Source organism: Sphingomonas arabinosi, from assembly GCF_036663715.1.
GTDB lineage: Bacteria > Pseudomonadota > Alphaproteobacteria > Sphingomonadales > Sphingomonadaceae > Sphingomonas.
Map to the genome: position 1 here is coordinate 565,585 of NZ_JAXOJN010000002.1, position 18,820 is coordinate 584,404.

Sequence of the window (18,820 nt, forward strand, 5' to 3'; positions counted from 1 at the left end):
ATTACCCCTTCATCCGGTTGACGTCGTCGACCGCGATGGTGCCGCGACCGCGGAAATAGATCACGAGAATGGCGAGGCCGATCGCGGCCTCGCCCGCGGCGACCGTCAGCACGAACATCGCGAACACCTGTCCGACGAGATCGTGGAGGAACGCCGAGAACGCGACGAGATTGATGTTCACCGCCAGCAGGATCAGCTCGATCGCCATCAGGATGACGATGAGGTTCTTGCGGTTCAGGAAGATGCCGAGCACCCCCATCGTGAACAGGATCGCCGCGACGACCAGATAATGGACGAGACCGATCGTCACAGTTCGACTCCCTGCCCGACGACCGGGCTCGTGTTGCGCGTGGCATCCTGCGGACGACGCGCGTTCTGGCGGCTGATGTTCTGCGCCTTGACGCCGCCACGCTGGCGGTGGGTCAGCACGATCGCCCCGATCATCGCAACCAGCAGCACTAGGCCGGCGCCCTCGAACACGAACAGATAGCGCGTGTAGAGCAGGTTACCGATTGCCTGGATGTTTGGCACGGTGTCGTCGATCGGTGCGGCACGACGCGCGAGCTGGATCGGACCGGTGCTCCAGGCACCGATCGCGATCATCACTTCGGCGGCGAGTGCGACGGCGAGTGCGAGACCGATCCCGAAATACCGTGCAACGCCTGCGCGCAACTCGGTGAAGTCGATATCGAGCATCATGACCACGAACAGGAACAGAACCGCGACTGCCCCCACATAGACGATGACGAGCAGCATCGCGATGAACTCGGCACCGACCAGGATCATGAGGCCGGCCGCGTTGAAGAACGCGAGGATCAGCCACATCACAGAATGGACCGGGTTGCGCGACGCGATCGTCAGCGCGCCCGACAGGACGACGACGAAGGCGAAGAGATAGAAGGCCAAGGCCTGGATCACGATTGCAGCCCCTTAGACGCCCACGAGAAGAATGAGCGCGCCATTAACGGTACGGCGCATCGGCGGCAAGGTTCGCCGCGATAGCGCTTTCCCAGCGGTCGCCATTATCGAGCAGTTTCGACTTGTCGTAGATCAGCTCTTCGCGCGTCTCGGTCGAAAATTCGTAGTTCGGCCCCTCGACGATCGCGTCGACCGGGCATGCCTCCGCACACAGGCCGCAATAGATGCACTTGGTCATGTCGATGTCGTAGCGCGTGGTACGGCGCGAACCGTCGTCACGTGGCTCGGCCTCGATCGTGATAGCCTGTGCAGGGCAAACAGCCTCGCAAAGCTTGCACGCGATGCAGCGCTCTTCGCCGTTCGGATAGCGACGCAGTGCATGCTCGCCACGGAACCGCGGCGACACCGGGTTCCGCTCGTACGGATAGTTGATCGTCGCCTTTTCCTTGAAGAAATAGCGAAGCGTCAACGCGTGCGCCTTCACGAATTCCCACAGAGTAAACGACTTGATGATCTGAGCGACGCTCATGAACCCACTCCAACGCGCGTCAGCATGAGATAGCCCGACACGAGGAAAACCCAGAACAGCGAGACGGGGAGGAAGACCTTCCAGCCAAGCCGCATCAGCTGATCGTAGCGATAGCGCGGCACCGTCGCCTTCACCCAGCTGAACAGGAAGAAGAAGAACAGGATCTTGGCGAACAGCCAGATGATCCCCGGCACGTAATACAGCGGAGCCCAGTCGACCGGGGGCAGCCACCCGCCCCAGAACAGCGTCGCGTTCAGCGCGCACATCAGCAGGACGTTCGCATACTCGCCGAGCCAGAACAGCGCGAACGACATCGACGAATATTCGGTCTGGTAGCCGGCGACGAGCTCGCTCTCTGCCTCGGTCAAATCGAACGGCGCGCGCTGCGTCTCGGCAAGCGACGAGATGAAGAACATCACCGCCATCGGGAACATCAGCGGGTTCAGGATGTAGCCGTTGATAAACCAGACGTGCGACTTCTGCGCCATCACGATCGCCGACAGGTTGAAGCTGCCGGTCCATAGCACGACCGAAATCAGGATGAAGCCAATCGCGACCTCATACGACACCATCTGCGCGGCCGCACGAAGCGCGGAGTAGAACGGGTATTTCGAGTTCGACGCCCAGCCCGACAGGATGATCCCGTACACGCCCAGCGACGAGGCCGCGAGCACGTAAAGCAACCCGACGTTGATGTCTGCGAGCACGACGCCGACCCCGAACGGTACGACCGCCCAGACGATCAGCGCGACCGTAAAGGTAATGATCGGTGCCAGCAGGAACAGCGTCCGGTTGGCGGCTGCGGGGACGATCGTCTCCTGCAGGAACACTTTCAGACCGTCGGCGAAGCTCTGCAGCAGGCCGAACGGACCGACGACGTTAGGACCACGGCGTAGCGCCATCGCCGCCCAGATCTTACGATCGGCATAGATGATCATCGCGACCGCCAGCATCAGCGGCAGCGCGATCACGAGGATGTCGATGATCGTCGCGAGGAAGAACGCCCAGTCGTAACCGAGCGAGGATTCGAACCAGGAGATCATTCGGCTGCCTCCGCGTAATCTTCCCCGTGGAGAAGTTCGGCCGAGCAGCGCTGCATCGTCGGCGATGCGCGGCAGATCGCGTTGGTCAGGTAGAAGTCCTTGATCGGATAGCCGGCAAGAACGCCCTGCCCTTCGCCGCTAATCGAAGGCGGGTTCCACTCGAACGTCGCGAGCGCCTGATGACGCAGCGCAGGCACGTTCGCGTACATCTCCTCGCGGAGACCCTCGAAGCTGTCGAACGGCAACGTGTGGCCGAGCGTGTCCGACAGCGCGCGGAAGATCGACCAGTCGTCACGCGCGTCGCCCGGTGCGAACACTGCCCGCTCGCCGCGCTGGACACGCCCTTCGAGATTGACCCACGTCCCCGACTTCTCGGCATAGGTGACGCCCGGCAGGATGACGTCGGCAGCCGCCGCGCCCTTGTCGCCGTGATGACCCACGAACACCTTGAAGCCAGCGAACTTCGAATAATCGACCTCGTCCGCACCGAGGAAGAAGCCGAGCTTCGCCCCCATCACGTCGGCGATGCCGCCCTTCTGCGCATAGCCAAGCATCAGCCCGCCCATCCGCGACGCCGCCATGTGCACGACGTTGAAGCCGTTCCAGTCATCCTTCACGAGACCCAGCGTGTCGACGAGCTTCAGCGCAGCCGCATGGCCACCCTTCAGCGCACCGCCACCGACGATCACCATCGGGCGTTCTGCTTTCGCGAAAGCCTCGGTCACGGCCTCGGGCAGAGTGCCGAGCAGCGCCAGATCGTCGCCGAGCCACTCGACCTTGTACGTCAGGTCCGTCTCCGGCCCGATCGCGAAGACCTTCGCACCCTTCTTGATCGCCTTGCGCACCCGCGTGTTCACCAGCGGCGCTTCCCAGCGCAGGTTGGTACCCACCAGCAGGATTGCATCCGCACGCTCGGTGCCGGCGATCGTCGTGTTGAAATTCACTGCGGCGATGCTCGTCGCGTCGTAATCCATGCCGGTCTGACGGCCTTCGAGCAGGGTCGACCCCATCTTCGCGAGCAGTGCCTTGGCGGCGTACATCGTTTCGCAATCGACGAGATCGCCGGCGACCGCGGCAACACTCGACCCGGCGTTGACCGCCTTGATCGCCGCAAACGCCTCGTCCCACGTCGCAGGCTGGAGCTTACCATTCACGCGGACATAGGGCTTATCGAGACGACGACGGACGAGACCGTCGATCGCGTGGCGCGTCTTGTCGGTCGCCCACTCCTCGTTCACGTCCTCGTTGATCCGCGGAACGCAGCGCAGCACCTGGCGACCACGGCTGTCGAGCCGGATGTTGGTGCCGACCGCGTCCATCACGTCGATCGTCAGCGTCTTGCGAAGTTCCCACGGACGCGCCTCGAACGCGTACGGCTTCGACGTCAGCGCACCGACCGGGCACAGATCGACGACGTTGCCACTCAGCTCGCTCTTGACCGCGTTTTCGAGATACGAGGTGATCTGCATGTCCTCGCCGCGGAAGATCGCCCCGATCTCCTCGACGCCGGACACTTCCTCGGCGAACCGGATGCAGCGCGTGCACTGGATGCAGCGGGTCATGACCGTCTTGACGATCGGCCCCATATACTTCTCGGTGACCGCGCGCTTGTTCTCGTCGTAGCGCGAATGACCACGGCCATAGGCGACCGACTGGTCCTGAAGATCGCACTCACCGCCCTGATCGCAGATCGGGCAATCGAGCGGATGGTTGATCAGCAGGAATTCCATGATGCCCTCGCGGGCATTCTTGACCATCGGCGAGTTGGTGAAGATCTCCTGCTTGTCCGCCGCCGGCAGCGCGCACGACGCCTGCGGCTTGGGCGGACCAGGCTTCACCTCGACCAGGCACATCCGGCAATTGCCGGCGATGCTCAGGCGCTCATGATAACAAAAACGCGGGATCTCCTTGCCGGCAAGCTCGCACGCCTGCAGCACGGTGGCGCCCTGCGGCACCTCGATCTCTACGCCATCGACTTTGACTAAGGGCATATCAGTGTTCCGTGTCGGTCAGGCCGAGGCGACGCTCGATGCGATCAACCCGGTCCTTCAGATGCGCGACGTCGACCTCGACGCCGTGAATGGACGTAACGACGCCCATCAACGACGTGATCATGCCACGCTGATGATCTTCCATCGCCAACAATCGCGTGCTCTGCGACGTCTGCTCGCGACGCCCCAGGGAGACGTCCGATTGGATCTTCTTCAGTATTTCCAGCATGAAGTCGGCACGGTCATCGGTCATTCCGCAGCCTCCATCATGGGGTTCAGATCGCCACCACGTTCGCGGATACGGCGTTCCATTTCTGGGCGGAAATGCCTGATCAGGCCCTGGATCGGCCATGCGGCTGCGTCACCGAGCGCGCAGATCGAGTGACCCTCAACCTGCTTGGTGACCTGCTGGAGCATGTCGATTTCGGACAGTTCGGCGTCGCCGGTGCGCATCCGCTCCATCACGCGCCACATCCAGCCGGTGCCTTCGCGGCACGGCGTGCACTGGCCACAGCTCTCATGCTTGTAGAAGTACGAGATGCGGCTGATCGCGCGGACGATGTCGGTTGACTTGTCCATGACGATGATCGCCGCGGTGCCGAGGCCTGAGCCAACCGCCTTCAGGCCATCGAAGTCCATCGCGCAGTCCATAATCTGCGCGGCGGGCACCAGCGGCACGGACGAACCGCCCGGGATCACGGCAAGCAGGTTGTCCCAGCCGCCACGAATGCCACCGCAATGCGTTTCGATCAGGTCGCGGAACGAGATGCTCATCTCTTCCTCAACGACGCACGGCTTGTTCACATGGCCGCTGATCTGGAACAGCTTCGTACCGCGGTTATTCTCCGCGCCGAAGCTGGAGAACCACGCCGCGCCACGCCGCAAAATCGTCGGCGCAACCGCGATCGACTCGACGTTGTTGACCGTCGTCGGGCAGCCATAGAGGCCAGCGCCCGCCGGGAACGGAGGCTTCAGCCGCGGCTGGCCTTTCTTGCCCTCGAGGCTCTCCAACATCGCGGTCTCTTCGCCGCAGATGTAAGCGCCAGCGCCACGGTGCACGAACACGTCGAAGTCGTAGCCCGACCCGCATGCGTTCTTGCCGATGAAGCCGCGATCATACGCCTCGGCGACCGCCGCGAACAACGTCTCGGCCTCGCGGATATATTCGCCACGGATGTAGATGTACGCGGCGCGCGCGCGCATCGCGAACCCGGCGATCAGCGCGCCTTCGATCAGCTTGTGCGGATCATGGCGGATGATCTCGCGGTCCTTGCAACTGCCCGGCTCGGATTCATCAGCGTTGATGACGAGGAAGTTCGGCCGGTCGGGCTTCGGCTCCTTCGGCATGAACGACCATTTGGTCCCGGTCGGGAAGCCCGCACCGCCACGGCCGCGCAGACCCGACGCCTTCATCACGTCGATGATCGCGTCCTGGCCGAGCGCCATCAGATCCTTGGTCTTGTCCCAATCGCCGCGCATGATAGCGGCGTCGATATTCCACGGCTGGAAACCGTAGACGTTGGTAAAGATGCGGTCCTTATCGGCGAGCATCAGGCCCACTCCCCCCGGTAATCGTGGTTCGCGTCGACCATCGCCTTCAGCGAGGTCGGCCCGCCCTCTGGGCAGCTTGCGCGACGGCCGAACTGCGGCCCTGGCGTTGGGGTGCCGCCATTGGCCAGCGCTTCGAGGATCTCGGTCGTCTTGTCGTAATCGAGGTCTTCGAAGTTATCGTCGTTGATCTGTACCATTGGCGCATTCGCGCACGTGCCAAGGCACTCGACCTCAGTCAGCGTGAACATGCCGTCGGGGGTAGTACCGCCCTTGACCAAGCCGCGGTTCTTGCACGCGGCAAGCACGTCATCCGACCCGCGCAGCATGCACGGCGTCGTGCCGCAGACCTGCACGTGGAAGCGACCGACCGGCGCCAGATTGAACATCGTGTAGAAGGTCACGACCTCGTAAACGCGCATGTACGGCACGCCAATCTGGCGCGCGACGAACTCGATCACCGGCACCGGCAACCAGCCCTGCGTCTGCGTTTCGGCACCGACCTGCCGCTGCGCCAGATCGAGCAACGGGATCGACGCCGACTGCTCGCGACCCTTGGGATAGCGCCCGAGGATCTCGTTCGCCTTCACCTGGTTCTCGTCCGTCCACGCGAACGAACCCCAGCGAGCGCGGGTTTCGGCCTCGTCGGGAATTTTTGGAGCTTCAGCCATTAGCGGTCACATTCACCAAAAACGATATCCATCGCGCCGAGGATCGCGGTCGTATCCGCCAGCATGTGGCCCTTAGCCATGAAGTCCATGGCTTGCAGATGCGAGAACGCGGTCGGGCGGATCTTGCAGCGATACGGCTTGTTCGAGCCATCGGCGACCAGATACACGCCGAATTCGCCCTTGGGGCTTTCGGTCGCGACATAGACGTCACCGGCGGGCACGTGGAAGCCCTCGGTATAGAGCTTGAAGTGATGGATCAGCGCTTCCATCGACTGCTTCATCTCGGCGCGCTTGGGCGGCACGACCTTGCGGTCGAGCGACGCGATCGGCCCCTCGGGCATCTCGGCCAGGCACTGCTTCATGATCCGGGCGGACTGACGCACTTCCTCTACGCGCACCATGAACCGGTCATAGCAATCGCCGCGCGTGCCGACCGGCACGTCGAAGTCCATCTTGGCGTACACGTCATAAGGTTGCGACTTGCGCAGATCCCAGGCGATGCCCGAGCCACGGATCATCGGGCCCGAAAAACCCCACTTGATCGCGTCGTCGCGGCTGACCACGGCGATGTCGACGTTGCGCTGCTTGAAGATACGATTGTCCGCGACGAGCGAGATCGCATCCTCGAACAGACGCGGCAGGCGCGTGTCGAGCCAGTCGCCGATGTCGGCGAGCAGCTTCAGCGGTGCGTCCTGATGTACGCCACCCGGACGGAAATAGTTCGAATGCATGCGGGCGCCGGACACGCGCTCGAAGAAGTTCATGCAGTCTTCGCGAATTTCGAACAGCCACAGGTTCGGCGTCATCGCGCCGACGTCCATGACGTGCGACCCGAGGTTGAGCATGTGGTTCGAGATGCGCGTCAGCTCGGCGAAGAACACGCGGAGATACTGCGCACGCTCGGGCACTTCGAGATCGAGGAGCTTCTCGACCGCCAGCACCCAGCTATGCTCCATGCACAACGGCGAGCAGTAATCGAGCCGATCGAAATACGGCAGCGCCTGCGTGTAGGTCTTGTACTCGATCAGCTTCTCAGTGCCGCGGTGGAGCAGGCCGACATGCGGATCGACGCGTTCGACGATCTCGCCGTCGAGCTCCATGACGAGACGCAACACGCCGTGCGCCGCGGGATGCTGCGGACCGAAATTAATCGTGTAGTTCTGGATCGTGACGTCGCCGGTCGTAGGATCGGCTGCGTCGGCTTCACCCAGAAGCTCTTCGACATACAGACTCACTGGTTCTGTCCTCCGCCCTTGGTCGGGATGACATCCGACTCCACGGGCTTGTCCTGCTTTTGGTTGCCAGCATTGGCGTCACCCGAACCGGTTTGCGCCGTCCCTCGCGCGTCCTTCTTGGCATAGGACTCGCTCGGTGCGTCCGGCGCCTTGGTCGCGCTCTGGGTCGCATCGGCCTTGACGATCGCATCAGCCTTGAGAGGCGTAGGTGCGCCCTTGGCCTCGGGCAGCGCGCCCTTCTCGTCGCCGGGCAGCACGTATTCGGCACCTTCCCACGGGCTCATGAAATCGAACGTCCGGAAATCCTGCGCGAGCTGCACCGGCTCGTACACGACGCGCTTCGACTCTTCCGAATAGCGCAGCTCGACATACCCGGTCAGCGGGAAGTCCTTACGCTGCGGATGACCGCGGAAGCCGTAATCGGTTAGGATGCGCCGCAGGTCCGGGTTGCCGCTGAACAGCACGCCGTACATGTCATATACTTCGCGCTCCAGCCAGCCGGCGACCGGCCAGATGTCCGTCACCGACGGCACCGGCTTTTCCTCGTCGGTCGCGACATGCACGCGCAAGCGGTGGTTCCGCGTCAGCGACAGCATGCAATAGACGACCTCGAACCGCTCGGGGCGATCCGGATAGTCGACGCCGGCGATCTCCATGAGCTGCTGGTAGGCAAGCCCCGGCGTGTCGCGCAACGCGATCATCGCGTCATACAGGTCTTCGCGACGAACGTGTAGCGCGACTTCGCCGACATGGTCGACCGCATCGAGCAGCATTCCACCAAGCGCGGCGCGCGCCGTGTCGATCACGCCGTCGTTCGACGCATAAGCGGGTGCGGGAGCCCTCAACGCTCGATGCTCCCGGACCGCCGGATCTTCCGCTGCAACTGCATGATGCCGTACAGCAGCGCCTCAGCCGTCGGCGGGCACCCGGGGACGTAGATGTCCACCGGCACGATCCGGTCGCAACCACGGACGACGCTGTAGCTGTAATGATAATAGCCGCCGCCGTTCGCGCACGATCCCATCGAGATCACGTACTTCGGCTCCGACATCTGGTCGTAGACCTTGCGCAGCGCAGGCGCCATCTTGTTGCAGAGCGTGCCGGCGACGATCATCACGTCCGACTGACGCGGAGATGCGCGCGGCGCGGCGCCGAAGCGCTCCAGGTCGTAGCGCGGCATGTTGACGTGGATCATCTCGACCGCACAGCATGCGAGCCCGAACGTCATCCACCACAGCGAGCCGGTGCGGGCCCACTGGAACAAGTCTTCGGTCGACGTGACCAGGAAACCCTTGTCGGTCAGTTCGCCGTTGAGGCTATCGAAAAAGCCCTGGTCGGGCGGCACCAGCGAACTGCCGGCACCGGGCGACGGCTGAAGCTCTACTCCCAATCGAGTGCTCCCTTCTTCCATGCGTAGACGAGGCCAAGAGCCAATTCGCCGATAAAGATCATCATCGAAATCCACGCCGTCCAGCCGAGCGTGAAGACCGAGACGGCCCAGGGATACAGGAACGCGGCCTCAAGATCGAAGATGATGAAGAGGATGGCGATCAGGTAGAAGCGAACGTCGAACTGGCTGCGCGGATCTTCGAATGCGGGGAAGCCGCACTCGTATTCGCTAAGCTTCTCGGGCGTAGGCTTGTGCGATCCGGTGAGGCGCGAGACAGCCATCGGCAGGAACACGAACGTGCTCGACAATGCGATGGCGACCCCGAGGAACAGGAGGATCGGAAGATAGTGCGACAGGTCGACCAAATTGCTTCTCGCAAGTGCGAACGGAACGGGGCCGCTTTAGGCCGATGGGGGGTTCGGGGCAAGGCTAGGAGGGTGTGAGAATCACTCGCAACACGAGAGACGGGGTGGCAGGAAACATGCGTTACTTGATGCGCGTGCGCATGCCGCGGTCGGCGATGACGGCTTCGTCCCTGATCTTGATCCGTCGCCTCGGACGTTTCGGCGTGCACCCCTAAAGGAACGATGAGACCGCCTCCGAACGACAACCCTCTCTTCCTTGTTCTCCCGCGAAGGCAAGAGCCCAGTCTGGATCCCCGCCTTCGCGGGGAATGCTACCGCTCCAAGCGGATTGGCGCCCCCACTGCCCGTCATGCTGACGAACGTCAGGATCCAGGGCCACGAAAGTTGCCGTTTGGAACCCTGGATCCTGACTTTCGTCAGCATGACGGACGAAGAAGCCAACCCGCCTTGAAACCGTCGTTACGGTCCGTCGGCCTTAGCGCAGCGCGCCGGCCACCAGCTTATGCAGTCGCGAATGCAGCGCATCGTTAGCCGCAAGAAACTCATTACGCTCCATCGCACGATCGCCGCCACGGAAGTCGGTAACGAAACCGCCGGCTTCCTTCACCAGCAGCATGCCGGCCGCGACGTCCCAAGGCTTCAGGTTCGATTCCCAGAAGCCGTCGAACCGGCCGGCCGCGAGCCATGCCAGATCGAGGGCCGCAGCACCGAGGCGACGGATACCGGCGACCTCAGGTGCGACCGCGCCGAAGATCCGGCTCCACTGTGCGAAGTCGCCATGGCCGAGGAACGGGATCCCGGTGGCGATCAGCGATTCGGACAGATCGCGCCGCGACGACACGCGCAGGCGCTGGTCGGTCAGCCAAGCGCCCCGGCCCTTCTCGGCCCAGAAGCTCTCGTCGGTCAGCGGCTGGTATACCAGAGCGGTCGTAACCTCGCGCTTGCCGTTCGGCATCGGCTCTTCGACCGCGATCGAGATGCAGAAATGCGGGATGCCGTGGAGGAAGTTCGACGTGCCATCGAGCGGATCGACGATGAAGCGCGGTTTGTTCGGATCACCCTCGACCTCCCCGCGCTCCTCCATGAGCATGCCCCAATCGGGACGGGCGTGGCTGAGCTCTTCGAAGATCGTCTGCTCGGCGCGCTGATCGGCCTGGCTGACGAAGTCGGCCGGACCCTTCCGGCTCACCTGAAGCTGCTGGACCTCGTTGAAATCGCGGCGCAGGCGCGGTGCAGCCTTGCGGGCGGCGCGCTCGATGACGGTCATGATGCCGGAATGGCTGGGCATTTTAATTTAACTCCCCCCTCCCGCATGCGGGAGGGGCCGGGGGTGGGCTCGCGCTATCATCGTCGCGCAACGTAGAAGTCGTTCGCGCCATATAGGTTGCGCGACGTGGAGGGCGGGCGCCCACCCCCCGGCCCCCTCCCGCTTGCGGGAGGGGAAGCAGATTTTAGTCTGCGCGCCTTACATAAGTCTGCTCGTACACATCGACGACGATCCGCGTTCCGGCGCCGATGTGCGGCGGCACCATCACGCGTACGCCGTTCTCCAGCACCGCGGGCTTGTAGCTCGACGATGCGGTCTGGCCCTTCACGACGGCATCCGCCTCGACGATCAACGCCTCGATCGTGTCGGGAAGCTGGACCGATATCGGTCGCTCTTCCCAGAGCTCCATCACCACGTCCATGCCGTCCTGCAGGAACGCCGCGGCGTCGCCCAGGATGTCCGCGTCGAGCGAAATCTGCTCGTAATTGATCTTGTCCATGAAGGTGAGCATGTCGCCTTCGCGGAACAGGAACTGGAAGTCGACGGTCTCGAGCCGCACCTTCTCGACGCTCTCGGCGGAGCGGAAGCGGGTGTTGTTCTTGCGGCCGTCGATGAGGTTCTTCATCTCGACCTGCATATAAGCACCGCCCTTGCCTGGCTGAGTGTGCTGAATCTTGACGGCGCGCCAGATGCCGCCCTCATATTCGAGGATGTTGCCGGGACGAATCTCGACCGCGTTGATCTTCATGACCGATTCCTGCTGGAAAGAGCTAGGGGCCGTCCGCGAAGCCTGGCCTTGAGGCCTGGCTCTGCGAAAACCCGAAGCGGCGGGCTTTAGCGGGCGCGCTCGCGTCCGGCAAGCAGCGGGTACGGGTTCACGTTCTCGCCCTGGTACCAGCGCTCGCCCTGCTGCATCCTCGTCAGCCCGAAATGCAGGTGGTAGTTGCCCGCTCCCGCATCGCCGGTATCGCCGACATAGCCGAGTGTGTCGCCCGCCTTTACCGCGAGGCCTTCGCGAATGCCGTCCGCGTACCCGGCAAGGTGCGCGTAGTAATAGGTCCAGCGCCGATCGGGCGAACGTACGTAGAGCGTAATCCCGCCCAGGCCGCTCTGGAACAGCTTCTCAATCCGGCCCGGCGCGGCGGCGACGACCGGCGTGCCGCCCGCCGCCATGATGTCCGTCCCATGATGGCCGCGGAGGCCGCCGCCCCGCGCGTCGTTCCAGCTATCCGCGATCGCCTTCCGCGGAACACCGGCGACCGGAACGGCCAGAGCCCCGGGCGTCACGGAAACGGCGGCGACCTTGACAGGTGGCGCAGGCTTGCGCCACGGCACCCTCCGCTCGACGCCGCTACCGCTGCTGCCGAACGACACCATCGACGCAAATCCGCCCGCGACGACAACGATCAACCCTAGAATGATCCAGAACGTCCGCGTCATCGCCTTATGCCTGGAAGACCGCCTTGGTCCCCGGCTTGATCATCATCGACAGTCGCGCCGCATCCCAGTTGGTCAGGCGGATACAGCCATGGCTCTCCGCGCGCCCGATCGTCTCCGGGTTCGGCGTGCCGTGAATGCCGTAATGATCCTTCGCCAGGTCCATCCAGACAACCCCGACCGGACCGTTCGGACCCGGCGGCAGCATTTCCTTCTGCTGCCCCTTCTTGGCATCCCAGAACAGCGCAGGGTTGAAATGGAACTTCGGATTGTAGTCGGAGCCCTTTATCGTCCACCTCCCGAGCGGCAGCGGATCATGGCTCGACCCCATAGTCGCGGAAAACTGCGCGATCAGCTTGTCGTTCGCGTCGAGCACGCGGAGCACGCCGTCGGACTTGTCGACGACGACATGATCCGCTTGCGGTTGCTTCGCATCGACGTTCAGCATGTTGAGGGTCGCGACCCAATCGGGCCGGTACTTGGCGTCGTAAGCGCGCGATGTCGGCAAGGCGTTCGGGAACACGACCTTTGTGCCGGGCGTCAGCATCGTCGTCGGCGAGTTCAGCGCCAGGATGACCGCGGGCGTGGTGTGGAACATCTCACCCAGCTTCTCCATGACCGAGCGATAGCCGATCGTCGGCAGTTCGGCCTGCTTTGCCGGATCCTTCGGCAGCGGATTGATGTACGGGCCGGCAAGCATCTGCGGCGTCAACGCGACCGTCACCGTCGGCCGAGCGGCGCGATACGGGTACAGCGCCTGCAGCGTCCGGGCATCGGACTTGCCGGTGATCGGCAGGCCCTTAGCCTCTTGGAACCCCTTCAACGCCGCGACCAGCGATTGCCCGCCACGCCCGTCGAGCACGCCCGGTCCGAAGCCGAGATGATCGAGGATCACCTGCACGTGGAGAATGTTGCGGTCGATCGGTACGGACTTTGCCGGGGACGTCTGCGCAAGCGCTGGTGACGCCATGCCGAACAGACCCGCTACAAGAACCGAAGCCTTCACAAATGCCGTCATGCCCGTCATCCCAAACCGTTACGCTTCTGCATCAAACGGTCGGGACGACGGTTGTTTCCGTTCCGCCGGCCCCCTTGTCGTCCCACTCCCGTCATCCTGACGAAAGTCAGGATCCAGAGCCACGAAAGGGCGACATTTGGTACTCTGGATCCTGACTTTCGTCAGGATGACGGCGGGGTGTTTCGTTCCTTGGGTTCGCGCTTGGCGAGAAGCTCGCCGAACGCCTTCATCGTTGCGACCTCGTCGCCACCCCAAACGGCGCCCGACACGGCGATGAAATCCGCCCCGGCCGCGATGAGCGGCGCGGCGTTCTCCGGCGTGATGCCACCGATCGCGACGCAGGGCATCTCGAACAGAGTCGACCACCAGGACAGGATAACCGGCTCGGCGGTATGCGTCGCGACCTTCGTCGTGGTTGGATAGAAGGCGCCGAACGCGACGTAGTCGGCCCCCGCCTCGCCCGCTTCCATCGCGAGATGGCGGCTGCCGTGGCAGCTCACGCCGATCTGCGCATTGGGCCCGAGCTGCGCGCGCGCCTCGCGCGGATCGCCATCGTCCTGCCCGAGATGCACGCCGTCCGCGTCGAGCCGCTTGGCGAGACCGATATCGTCGTTGACGATGAACGCGACATCGCGCTCGGCGCAGATCGCGCGCAACAGCTCGCCAAGCGCGGCCGCGGCATGCTGGTCGATATCCTTCACGCGGAACTGGAACGCGGCAACCGGGCCCGCATCTAGCGCCCGTGCGAGACGCTCGGGAAAGTCGCCCCCGACATCCAACGGCGACACCAGATACAACTGGCACGGCGGCCGACGCATGTCGCGGCGAAAATTCTCGGCGAAATTGGGATCGAGCGGGCCCAGCGGATCTTCGAATTCGGTCATGTCCGCCCCCTAGCCTGCCATGCCGCGCTCGTCACCCCGGCGCGTAGCGGGGTGACGAGCGTGCAGGATGCCGCTTATTCTTCGTTCTTGTAGATGCGGATGATCCGGTCGAGCATCGCCAGTGCCTCGTCGCGGGGGCGCTGGAAGGTGTTGCGGCCGATGATCGAGCCGTTGCCGCCGCCGTCACGGATGTCGCGCGCATCCTGGAAGATCGCGTCCTCGCCCTTCGACGCGCCACCCGAAAAGACGTTGATGCGACGCCCGGCGAAGCTCGACTGGACGACGTGCTTCACGCGGTCCGACTGCTTCGACCAGTCGGTGCTCGCGTAGAGCGGCTTGGCTTCCTTCTGCTCGATATGCGCGGTCGGGAGCTTGGTCTTGATGACGTGTGCGCCCAGCAGCGCGGCCATGTGCGCGGCATAGGCGCCCACGTCGAGCGCGAGTTCGCCGTCCTTGGTCAGCTCGCCGCCGCGCGGATAGGACCAGATCACCGTCGCGATGCCGACCGACTTGGCCTCTTCGCTGAGCTCACGGATCTCCTCGACGAGGTCGAAGAACTGGTCCGCACCCGGATAGATCGTGAAGCCGATCGCCGCCGACCCCAGCCGTACCGCGTCCGACACGGTCGCGGTCACCGCCTGGTCGATTGAAGTCGCCCAGCTGTTCGAGCTGTTGCACTTCAGGATCGTCGGGATCTGGCCCGCAAACGTATCGGCGCCCGCTTCGAGCATGCCGAGCGGCGCCGCATAGGCGCTTAGCCCCGCATCGATCGCGAGCTGGTAGTGGTAATGCGGGTCGTACGCGGGCGGGTTCACCGAAAAGCTGCGCGCCGGGCCATGCTCGAAGCCCTGATCGACCGGCAGGATGACGAGCTTGCCGGTGCCGCCGAGCTTGCCCTGCATCAGGATGCGTGCGAGGTTCGCCTTCACCGCCGAGCTGGTGGCCTCGTATTTGTCGAGGATGGTTTTGACTTGCGGAGTGATTGTTGAGGTCATTTTGAATCCTGTCTTAGAGTTCAAGCCAACGGCGCAGCGCGTCGTCGACCCGGGTCATGGTGGTGATGGGTATCGTACCGATAGTTTTTACAATCGCGTTGCGGTCGAGCGTATCGAGCTTGTCGACCTGAATCTCGCTGTCGCGAGCGAGGCCGGTCTCTGGCGATGCCCCGAGCGACACGCGGAAGAGGTTTGTGCCGCTAATGACGCTCGTCAGTGGACACAGAGAGACCGTCGCATGATCCGCGAACACGTCTGACTGGACGACGATAAATGGTCGCGGCGTCCGGGAGGAGTCCCCCTTTCCGGTTCCCACCACGACCATGCCCCGCGTGAGTTTCATGCGGGGAACGCCGCGATCATCACGTCCCAGTCTTCGTCGATCGCGCGTCGATCCTGCGCGGCAGCGGCTAGCGACTGACGCCGTGCCTCCGCCAGGAATGCCTCGTCGTGGCGCTCGACATACCGACGCACGGCTTCGCGCGCGATATCGCTCTTGCTGCGCCCTTGGGTGCGCGCAACCGCCGCGAGGCGTTCTTCGAGTTCGCTATCGAGCCTGACGCCGAGCATCCGAGTCTCCGTTTAACATGTTAAACATAGCTCGGATGCCCGCGCATTTCAACCGTGGAGCGCGGCGACCCCGGGGAGCGTCTTGCCTTCCATCCATTCCAGGAACGCGCCACCTGCGGTCGAGACGAACGTGAACGCGTCCGCGACGCCGGCGTGGTTGAGCGCCGCAACCGTATCGCCGCCGCCGGCGACCGAGACGAGCGAACCGCCCTCGGTGAGGGCCGCTGCGGTCTTGGCGAGGGCGACGGTTGCCTTGTCGAACGGCACCGTCTCGAATGCGCCGAGCGGCCCGTTCCAGACCAGCGTGCGGCAATTCTTGAGCACGTCGCCGAGCGACTCGACCGCGGCGGGGCCGACGTCGAGGATCATCTCGTCGGCAGCGACTTCGTGGACGTTGACGGTGCGGGTGGCGGGGTTCGGCTTGAATTCCTTGGCGACCACCACATCGTACGGCAGGTGGACCGTGCAGTTCGCCTTGTCCGCAGCTTCCATGATCTGTTCGCAAACGCTCGCAAGCTCATGCTCACACAGGCTTTTACCGACATCGACGCCGCGCGCGGCGAGGAAGGTGTTGGCCATGCCGCCACCGATGATCAGGTGATCCACCTTGGTGACAAGGTGACGCAGCACGTCGAGCTTCGACGACACCTTGGCGCCGCCAACGACAGCCGCGACCGGATGCTCGGGCTCGCCAAGTGCCTTCTGGAGCGCGTCGAGTTCGGCTTCCATCGCGCGACCCGCATAGGCCGGGAGAACATGGGCGAGCCCCTCGGTCGAGGCGTGTGCGCGGTGTGCGGCAGAGAACGCATCGTTGACATACAGGTCGCCGAGGCGAGCGAAACGCTGGACCACCGCCGGGTCGTTCTTCTCTTCGCCGCCGAAGAACCGCGTATTCTCCAGTACCGCTATGTCGCCGGGCTCGACCGTCGCGACCGCGTCCTCGGCGCCCTCCCAGTCGACGTAGCGAACTTCGCGGCCGAGCACTTCGCTGTACGGCTTCACGACCTGCGACAGCGAGAACTCCGGGCTCGGCACGCCCTTCGGACGGCCGAAATGCGCGAGGACGAGGACGATCGCGCCCTTGTCGGCCAGCTCGCCGACCGTCGCGATCGTCGCGCGCAGGCGGGTGTCGTCGGTCACGTGTCCCTCGGCCATCGGCACGTTCAGGTCTTCGCGGACGAGCACCCGCTTGCCGCGAACGTCGCCCATATCATCCAGCGTCTTGAATGGCTTGCTCATGGTTCTTCGATCCTGATCTCATCACCGACGGCGATACTGCCGCCCATCAAAACTCGGGTACACGCCCCGCCGCGCCAGTCGGGCGTCAGCGCGGCGAACAATCCTGGCGCCAGTGCCTCCATGCGTTCGCACGGATCGGTGTGGCGCGTCACCTCCAGCACGACGTCCGCACCGATGCGAAGACGGGTGCCGGGTATCTGGGGCAGGTCGAAGCCGTCGACCAGCAGGTTCGCGCGGCGTTGGTACCACGGAATATCGTGACCCACCTCGGCCATCGCCGCCGCCCAGTCGCCGCGTTCGAGCAGCGTGACCTGACGCCGTCCCTTGCCGCCGGGCTTCACGTAGCCGCGGAAGTCGCCGTGCAGACCAGCCTCGATGGTGATCTCGACATGGTCGATGACCTCCATCGGCGCCTTCGCGCGGGGGTGACGGGCGATCCCGGCGATTGTGCCCACCATCTCGCAGGCCTGAGCGTCCGCCCCCTCCCCGTTCGTATCGAGCGCAGTCGAAACACCAGCGGTCACGGGCGACGACTTCTCGACTGCTCTCGAAGTGAACGGAAGAGGGAGCGCATGAATCGTAGGCTTAGATGAACTTTGCCATCGCCGTGGCCGTATCGACCATGCGGTTAGAGAAGCCCCATTCGTTGTCGTACCAGCTGACGACACGGACCAGCTTGCCGTCGATCACCGCGGTCTCCAGGCTATCGATCGTCGACGAGGCCGGCGTATGCTGGAGATCGATCGAGACGAGCGGCTCGTCCGACCAGTCGAGCACGCCGACCAACGGGCCGCTCTCGGAGGCCGCCTTCAGCACCGCATTCACCTCTTCACGCGTCGTATCGCGCGACGGCGTGAAGGTCAGGTCGATCAGTGAAACATCCGGCACCGGCACGCGGATCGCCGAACCGTCGAGCTTGCCCTTGAGCTCCGGCAACACTTCGGCGACGGCGCGTGCTGCCCCCGTGGTGGTCGGAATCATCGACATCGCCGCAGCACGCGCGCGCCGCAGGTCGGGGTGGATCTGGTCAAGGATCTTCTGGTCGTTGGTGTAGGCGTGGATCGTCGTCATCAGCCCCCGCTCGATACCGATCGCATCGTTCAGCACCTTGGCGACCGGGGCGAGACAGTTGGTCGTGCACGACGCGTTAGAGACGATCGTGTGCTCGGCGGTCAGCTTGTCGTGGTTGACGCCGTAGACGACGGTCAGGTCGACGTTCTTGCCCGGTGCCGAGATCAGCACCTTCTTCGCGCCGGCATCGAGATGCTTCTGGCAGCTCGCCTTGTCGGTGAAGAAGCCGGTGCATTCGAGGACGATGTCGACGCCCAGTTCCTTGTGCGGCAGGTTGGCCGGGTCACGCTCGGCGGTGACGCGGATGCGCTTGCCGTCGACGACCAGCTCATTGCCCTCGGCCGACACGTCGCCCGGATATTTGCCGTGGACGCTGTCGCGCTTGAACAGCCAGGCGTTCGACTTGGCGTCGCCGAGATCGTTGATCGCGACGAGTTCGAGTGCGCCATTCGACTGTTCGAGTACCGCGCGGGCGACGAGACGGCCGATGCGCCCGAAACCGTTGATCGCAACCTTGACCGTCATTGCCGTATCTCCGCTAACGCCCGCGAGTCCGTTCCGGGCGCGCAGCCTTTGCGGGGCGGTGGGGCGCCCTGTCAACACCGTGGATCGCGGACCCGAGGGGCGAAACCGGCTTGTCGCGTGTTCC

23 protein-coding genes are annotated in these 18,820 nt (G+C 63.9%); all 23 read right to left on the minus strand.

The window, feature by feature from the left end; translation table 11 throughout:
- Position 1 precedes the first annotated feature (1 nt).
- On the minus strand, positions 2-310 hold the full coding sequence (nuoK, locus tag U1708_RS05430) for an NADH-quinone oxidoreductase subunit NuoK (RefSeq protein WP_082441002.1): 309 nt from the start codon (positions 308-310) through the stop codon (positions 2-4).
- Positions 307-918, minus strand: coding sequence for an NADH-quinone oxidoreductase subunit J (locus tag U1708_RS05435; RefSeq protein ID WP_056048540.1), 612 nt, complete (start codon positions 916-918; stop codon positions 307-309). The genes nuoK and U1708_RS05435 overlap by 4 nt, the downstream gene beginning before the upstream one ends.
- Positions 919-961: 43 nt before the next feature.
- Entirely contained in the window at positions 962-1,447 is a 486-nt protein-coding gene (gene nuoI / locus U1708_RS05440; RefSeq protein ID WP_031393837.1) for an NADH-quinone oxidoreductase subunit NuoI, read from the minus strand.
- Positions 1,444-2,490, minus strand: a complete 1,047-nt coding sequence (gene nuoH / locus U1708_RS05445; RefSeq protein ID WP_332743463.1) for an NADH-quinone oxidoreductase subunit NuoH — start codon at positions 2,488-2,490, stop codon at positions 1,444-1,446. The genes nuoI and nuoH overlap by 4 nt, the downstream gene beginning before the upstream one ends.
- Positions 2,487-4,481 carry an NADH-quinone oxidoreductase subunit NuoG gene (nuoG, locus tag U1708_RS05450; protein ID WP_332743466.1) on the minus strand — a complete coding sequence of 665 codons (1,995 nt, stop codon included), beginning with the start codon at positions 4,479-4,481 and terminating at the stop codon, positions 2,487-2,489. The genes nuoH and nuoG overlap by 4 nt, the downstream gene beginning before the upstream one ends.
- 1 nt (position 4,482) lies before the next feature.
- Positions 4,483-4,734, minus strand: a complete 252-nt coding sequence (locus U1708_RS05455) for a hypothetical protein (RefSeq protein WP_332743467.1) — start codon at positions 4,732-4,734, stop codon at positions 4,483-4,485.
- A complete protein-coding gene (gene nuoF, locus U1708_RS05460; protein ID WP_332743469.1) occupies positions 4,731-6,032 on the minus strand; it encodes an NADH-quinone oxidoreductase subunit NuoF in 1,302 nt (433 codons plus the stop codon). The genes U1708_RS05455 and nuoF overlap by 4 nt, the downstream gene beginning before the upstream one ends.
- On the minus strand, positions 6,032-6,700 hold the full coding sequence (locus U1708_RS05465) for a complex I 24 kDa subunit family protein (protein ID WP_254687352.1): 669 nt from the start codon (positions 6,698-6,700) through the stop codon (positions 6,032-6,034). The genes nuoF and U1708_RS05465 overlap by 1 nt, the downstream gene beginning before the upstream one ends.
- Positions 6,700-7,911: an NADH-quinone oxidoreductase subunit D gene (locus U1708_RS05470; RefSeq protein WP_443029966.1), complete on the minus strand. Its 1,212-nt coding sequence runs from the start codon at positions 7,909-7,911 to the stop codon at positions 6,700-6,702. The genes U1708_RS05465 and U1708_RS05470 overlap by 1 nt, the downstream gene beginning before the upstream one ends.
- Positions 7,912-7,931: 20 nt before the next feature.
- Positions 7,932-8,780 carry an NADH-quinone oxidoreductase subunit C gene (locus U1708_RS05475; RefSeq protein WP_332743475.1) on the minus strand — a complete coding sequence of 283 codons (849 nt, stop codon included), beginning with the start codon at positions 8,778-8,780 and terminating at the stop codon, positions 7,932-7,934.
- On the minus strand, positions 8,777-9,325 hold the full coding sequence (locus U1708_RS05480; protein WP_332743477.1) for a NuoB/complex I 20 kDa subunit family protein: 549 nt from the start codon (positions 9,323-9,325) through the stop codon (positions 8,777-8,779). Before U1708_RS05480 ends, U1708_RS05475 begins: the two co-directional genes overlap by 4 nt.
- The gene (locus U1708_RS05485; protein ID WP_121903273.1) at positions 9,316-9,690 is read right to left on the minus strand and encodes an NADH-quinone oxidoreductase subunit A; all 375 of its coding nucleotides are present in this window, start codon (positions 9,688-9,690) and stop codon (positions 9,316-9,318) included. Before U1708_RS05485 ends, U1708_RS05480 begins: the two co-directional genes overlap by 10 nt.
- A 475-nt stretch (positions 9,691-10,165) precedes the next feature.
- A complete protein-coding gene (locus tag U1708_RS05490; protein ID WP_056048515.1) occupies positions 10,166-10,978 on the minus strand; it encodes an inositol monophosphatase family protein in 813 nt (270 codons plus the stop codon).
- A gap of 163 nt (positions 10,979-11,141) precedes the next feature.
- Positions 11,142-11,705: an elongation factor P gene (gene efp / locus U1708_RS05495; RefSeq protein WP_056482276.1), complete on the minus strand. Its 564-nt coding sequence runs from the start codon at positions 11,703-11,705 to the stop codon at positions 11,142-11,144.
- 86 nt (positions 11,706-11,791) lie between these two features.
- Positions 11,792-12,397, minus strand: a complete 606-nt coding sequence (locus U1708_RS05500; RefSeq protein ID WP_332743486.1) for a M23 family metallopeptidase — start codon at positions 12,395-12,397, stop codon at positions 11,792-11,794.
- 4 nt (positions 12,398-12,401) lie between these two features.
- Entirely contained in the window at positions 12,402-13,412 is a 1,011-nt protein-coding gene (locus tag U1708_RS05505; protein ID WP_443029956.1) for a L,D-transpeptidase family protein, read from the minus strand.
- Positions 13,413-13,573: 161 nt separating this feature from the next.
- Entirely contained in the window at positions 13,574-14,296 is a 723-nt protein-coding gene (gene thiE, locus U1708_RS05510) for a thiamine phosphate synthase (RefSeq protein WP_332743488.1), read from the minus strand.
- A gap of 74 nt (positions 14,297-14,370) precedes the next feature.
- Positions 14,371-15,291 (minus strand): class I fructose-bisphosphate aldolase, encoded by a 921-nt coding sequence (locus U1708_RS05515; protein WP_332743490.1) that lies wholly within the window; start codon positions 15,289-15,291, stop codon positions 14,371-14,373.
- Positions 15,292-15,304: 13 nt separating this feature from the next.
- Positions 15,305-15,634, minus strand: coding sequence for a type II toxin-antitoxin system PemK/MazF family toxin (locus tag U1708_RS05520; protein WP_332743492.1), 330 nt, complete (start codon positions 15,632-15,634; stop codon positions 15,305-15,307).
- The gene (gene relB, locus U1708_RS05525; protein ID WP_332743494.1) at positions 15,631-15,861 is read right to left on the minus strand and encodes a type II toxin-antitoxin system RelB family antitoxin; all 231 of its coding nucleotides are present in this window, start codon (positions 15,859-15,861) and stop codon (positions 15,631-15,633) included. The genes U1708_RS05520 and relB overlap by 4 nt, the downstream gene beginning before the upstream one ends.
- Before the next feature lie 48 nt (positions 15,862-15,909).
- Positions 15,910-17,100 carry a phosphoglycerate kinase gene (locus U1708_RS05530; protein ID WP_332743496.1) on the minus strand — a complete coding sequence of 397 codons (1,191 nt, stop codon included), beginning with the start codon at positions 17,098-17,100 and terminating at the stop codon, positions 15,910-15,912.
- Complete coding sequence (locus U1708_RS05535; RefSeq protein ID WP_443029967.1) at positions 17,097-17,507, minus strand: MOSC domain-containing protein; 411 nt, start codon at positions 17,505-17,507, stop codon at positions 17,097-17,099. The genes U1708_RS05530 and U1708_RS05535 overlap by 4 nt, the downstream gene beginning before the upstream one ends.
- Positions 17,508-17,685: 178 nt before the next feature.
- Positions 17,686-18,696: a type I glyceraldehyde-3-phosphate dehydrogenase gene (gap, locus tag U1708_RS05540; protein ID WP_332743498.1), complete on the minus strand. Its 1,011-nt coding sequence runs from the start codon at positions 18,694-18,696 to the stop codon at positions 17,686-17,688.
- Positions 18,697-18,820 lie beyond the last annotated feature (124 nt).

What these genes read in the sequence shown, in the direction of transcription:
- U1708_RS05465 (WP_254687352.1), bottom strand. Translation starts at nt 6,700, where the DNA reads ATGGCTGAAGCTCCAAAAATTCCCGACGAGGCCGAAACCCGCGCTCGC.
- U1708_RS05455 (WP_332743467.1), bottom strand. Translation starts at nt 4,734, where the DNA reads ATGACCGATGACCGTGCCGACTTCATGCTGGAAATACTGAAGAAGATC.
- U1708_RS05520 (WP_332743492.1), bottom strand. Translation starts at nt 15,634, where the DNA reads ATGAAACTCACGCGGGGCATGGTCGTGGTGGGAACCGGAAAGGGGGAC.
- thiE (WP_332743488.1), bottom strand. Translation starts at nt 14,296, where the DNA reads ATGACCGAATTCGAAGATCCGCTGGGCCCGCTCGATCCCAATTTCGCC.
- nuoI (WP_031393837.1), bottom strand. Translation starts at nt 1,447, where the DNA reads ATGAGCGTCGCTCAGATCATCAAGTCGTTTACTCTGTGGGAATTCGTG.
- efp (WP_056482276.1), bottom strand. Translation starts at nt 11,705, where the DNA reads ATGAAGATCAACGCGGTCGAGATTCGTCCCGGCAACATCCTCGAATAT.
- U1708_RS05490 (WP_056048515.1), bottom strand. Translation starts at nt 10,978, where the DNA reads ATGCCCAGCCATTCCGGCATCATGACCGTCATCGAGCGCGCCGCCCGC.
- nuoH (WP_332743463.1), bottom strand. Translation starts at nt 2,490, where the DNA reads ATGATCTCCTGGTTCGAATCCTCGCTCGGTTACGACTGGGCGTTCTTC.
- nuoG (WP_332743466.1), bottom strand. Translation starts at nt 4,481, where the DNA reads ATGCCCTTAGTCAAAGTCGATGGCGTAGAGATCGAGGTGCCGCAGGGC.
- relB (WP_332743494.1), bottom strand. Translation starts at nt 15,861, where the DNA reads ATGCTCGGCGTCAGGCTCGATAGCGAACTCGAAGAACGCCTCGCGGCG.
- U1708_RS05500 (WP_332743486.1), bottom strand. Translation starts at nt 12,397, where the DNA reads ATGACGCGGACGTTCTGGATCATTCTAGGGTTGATCGTTGTCGTCGCG.
- U1708_RS05515 (WP_332743490.1), bottom strand. Translation starts at nt 15,291, where the DNA reads ATGACCTCAACAATCACTCCGCAAGTCAAAACCATCCTCGACAAATAC.
- gap (WP_332743498.1), bottom strand. Translation starts at nt 18,696, where the DNA reads ATGACGGTCAAGGTTGCGATCAACGGTTTCGGGCGCATCGGCCGTCTC.
- U1708_RS05530 (WP_332743496.1), bottom strand. Translation starts at nt 17,100, where the DNA reads ATGAGCAAGCCATTCAAGACGCTGGATGATATGGGCGACGTTCGCGGC.
- nuoF (WP_332743469.1), bottom strand. Translation starts at nt 6,032, where the DNA reads ATGCTCGCCGATAAGGACCGCATCTTTACCAACGTCTACGGTTTCCAG.
- U1708_RS05535 (WP_443029967.1), bottom strand. Translation starts at nt 17,507, where the DNA reads ATGGAGGTCATCGACCATGTCGAGATCACCATCGAGGCTGGTCTGCAC.
- U1708_RS05505 (WP_443029956.1), bottom strand. Translation starts at nt 13,412, where the DNA reads ATGACGGCATTTGTGAAGGCTTCGGTTCTTGTAGCGGGTCTGTTCGGC.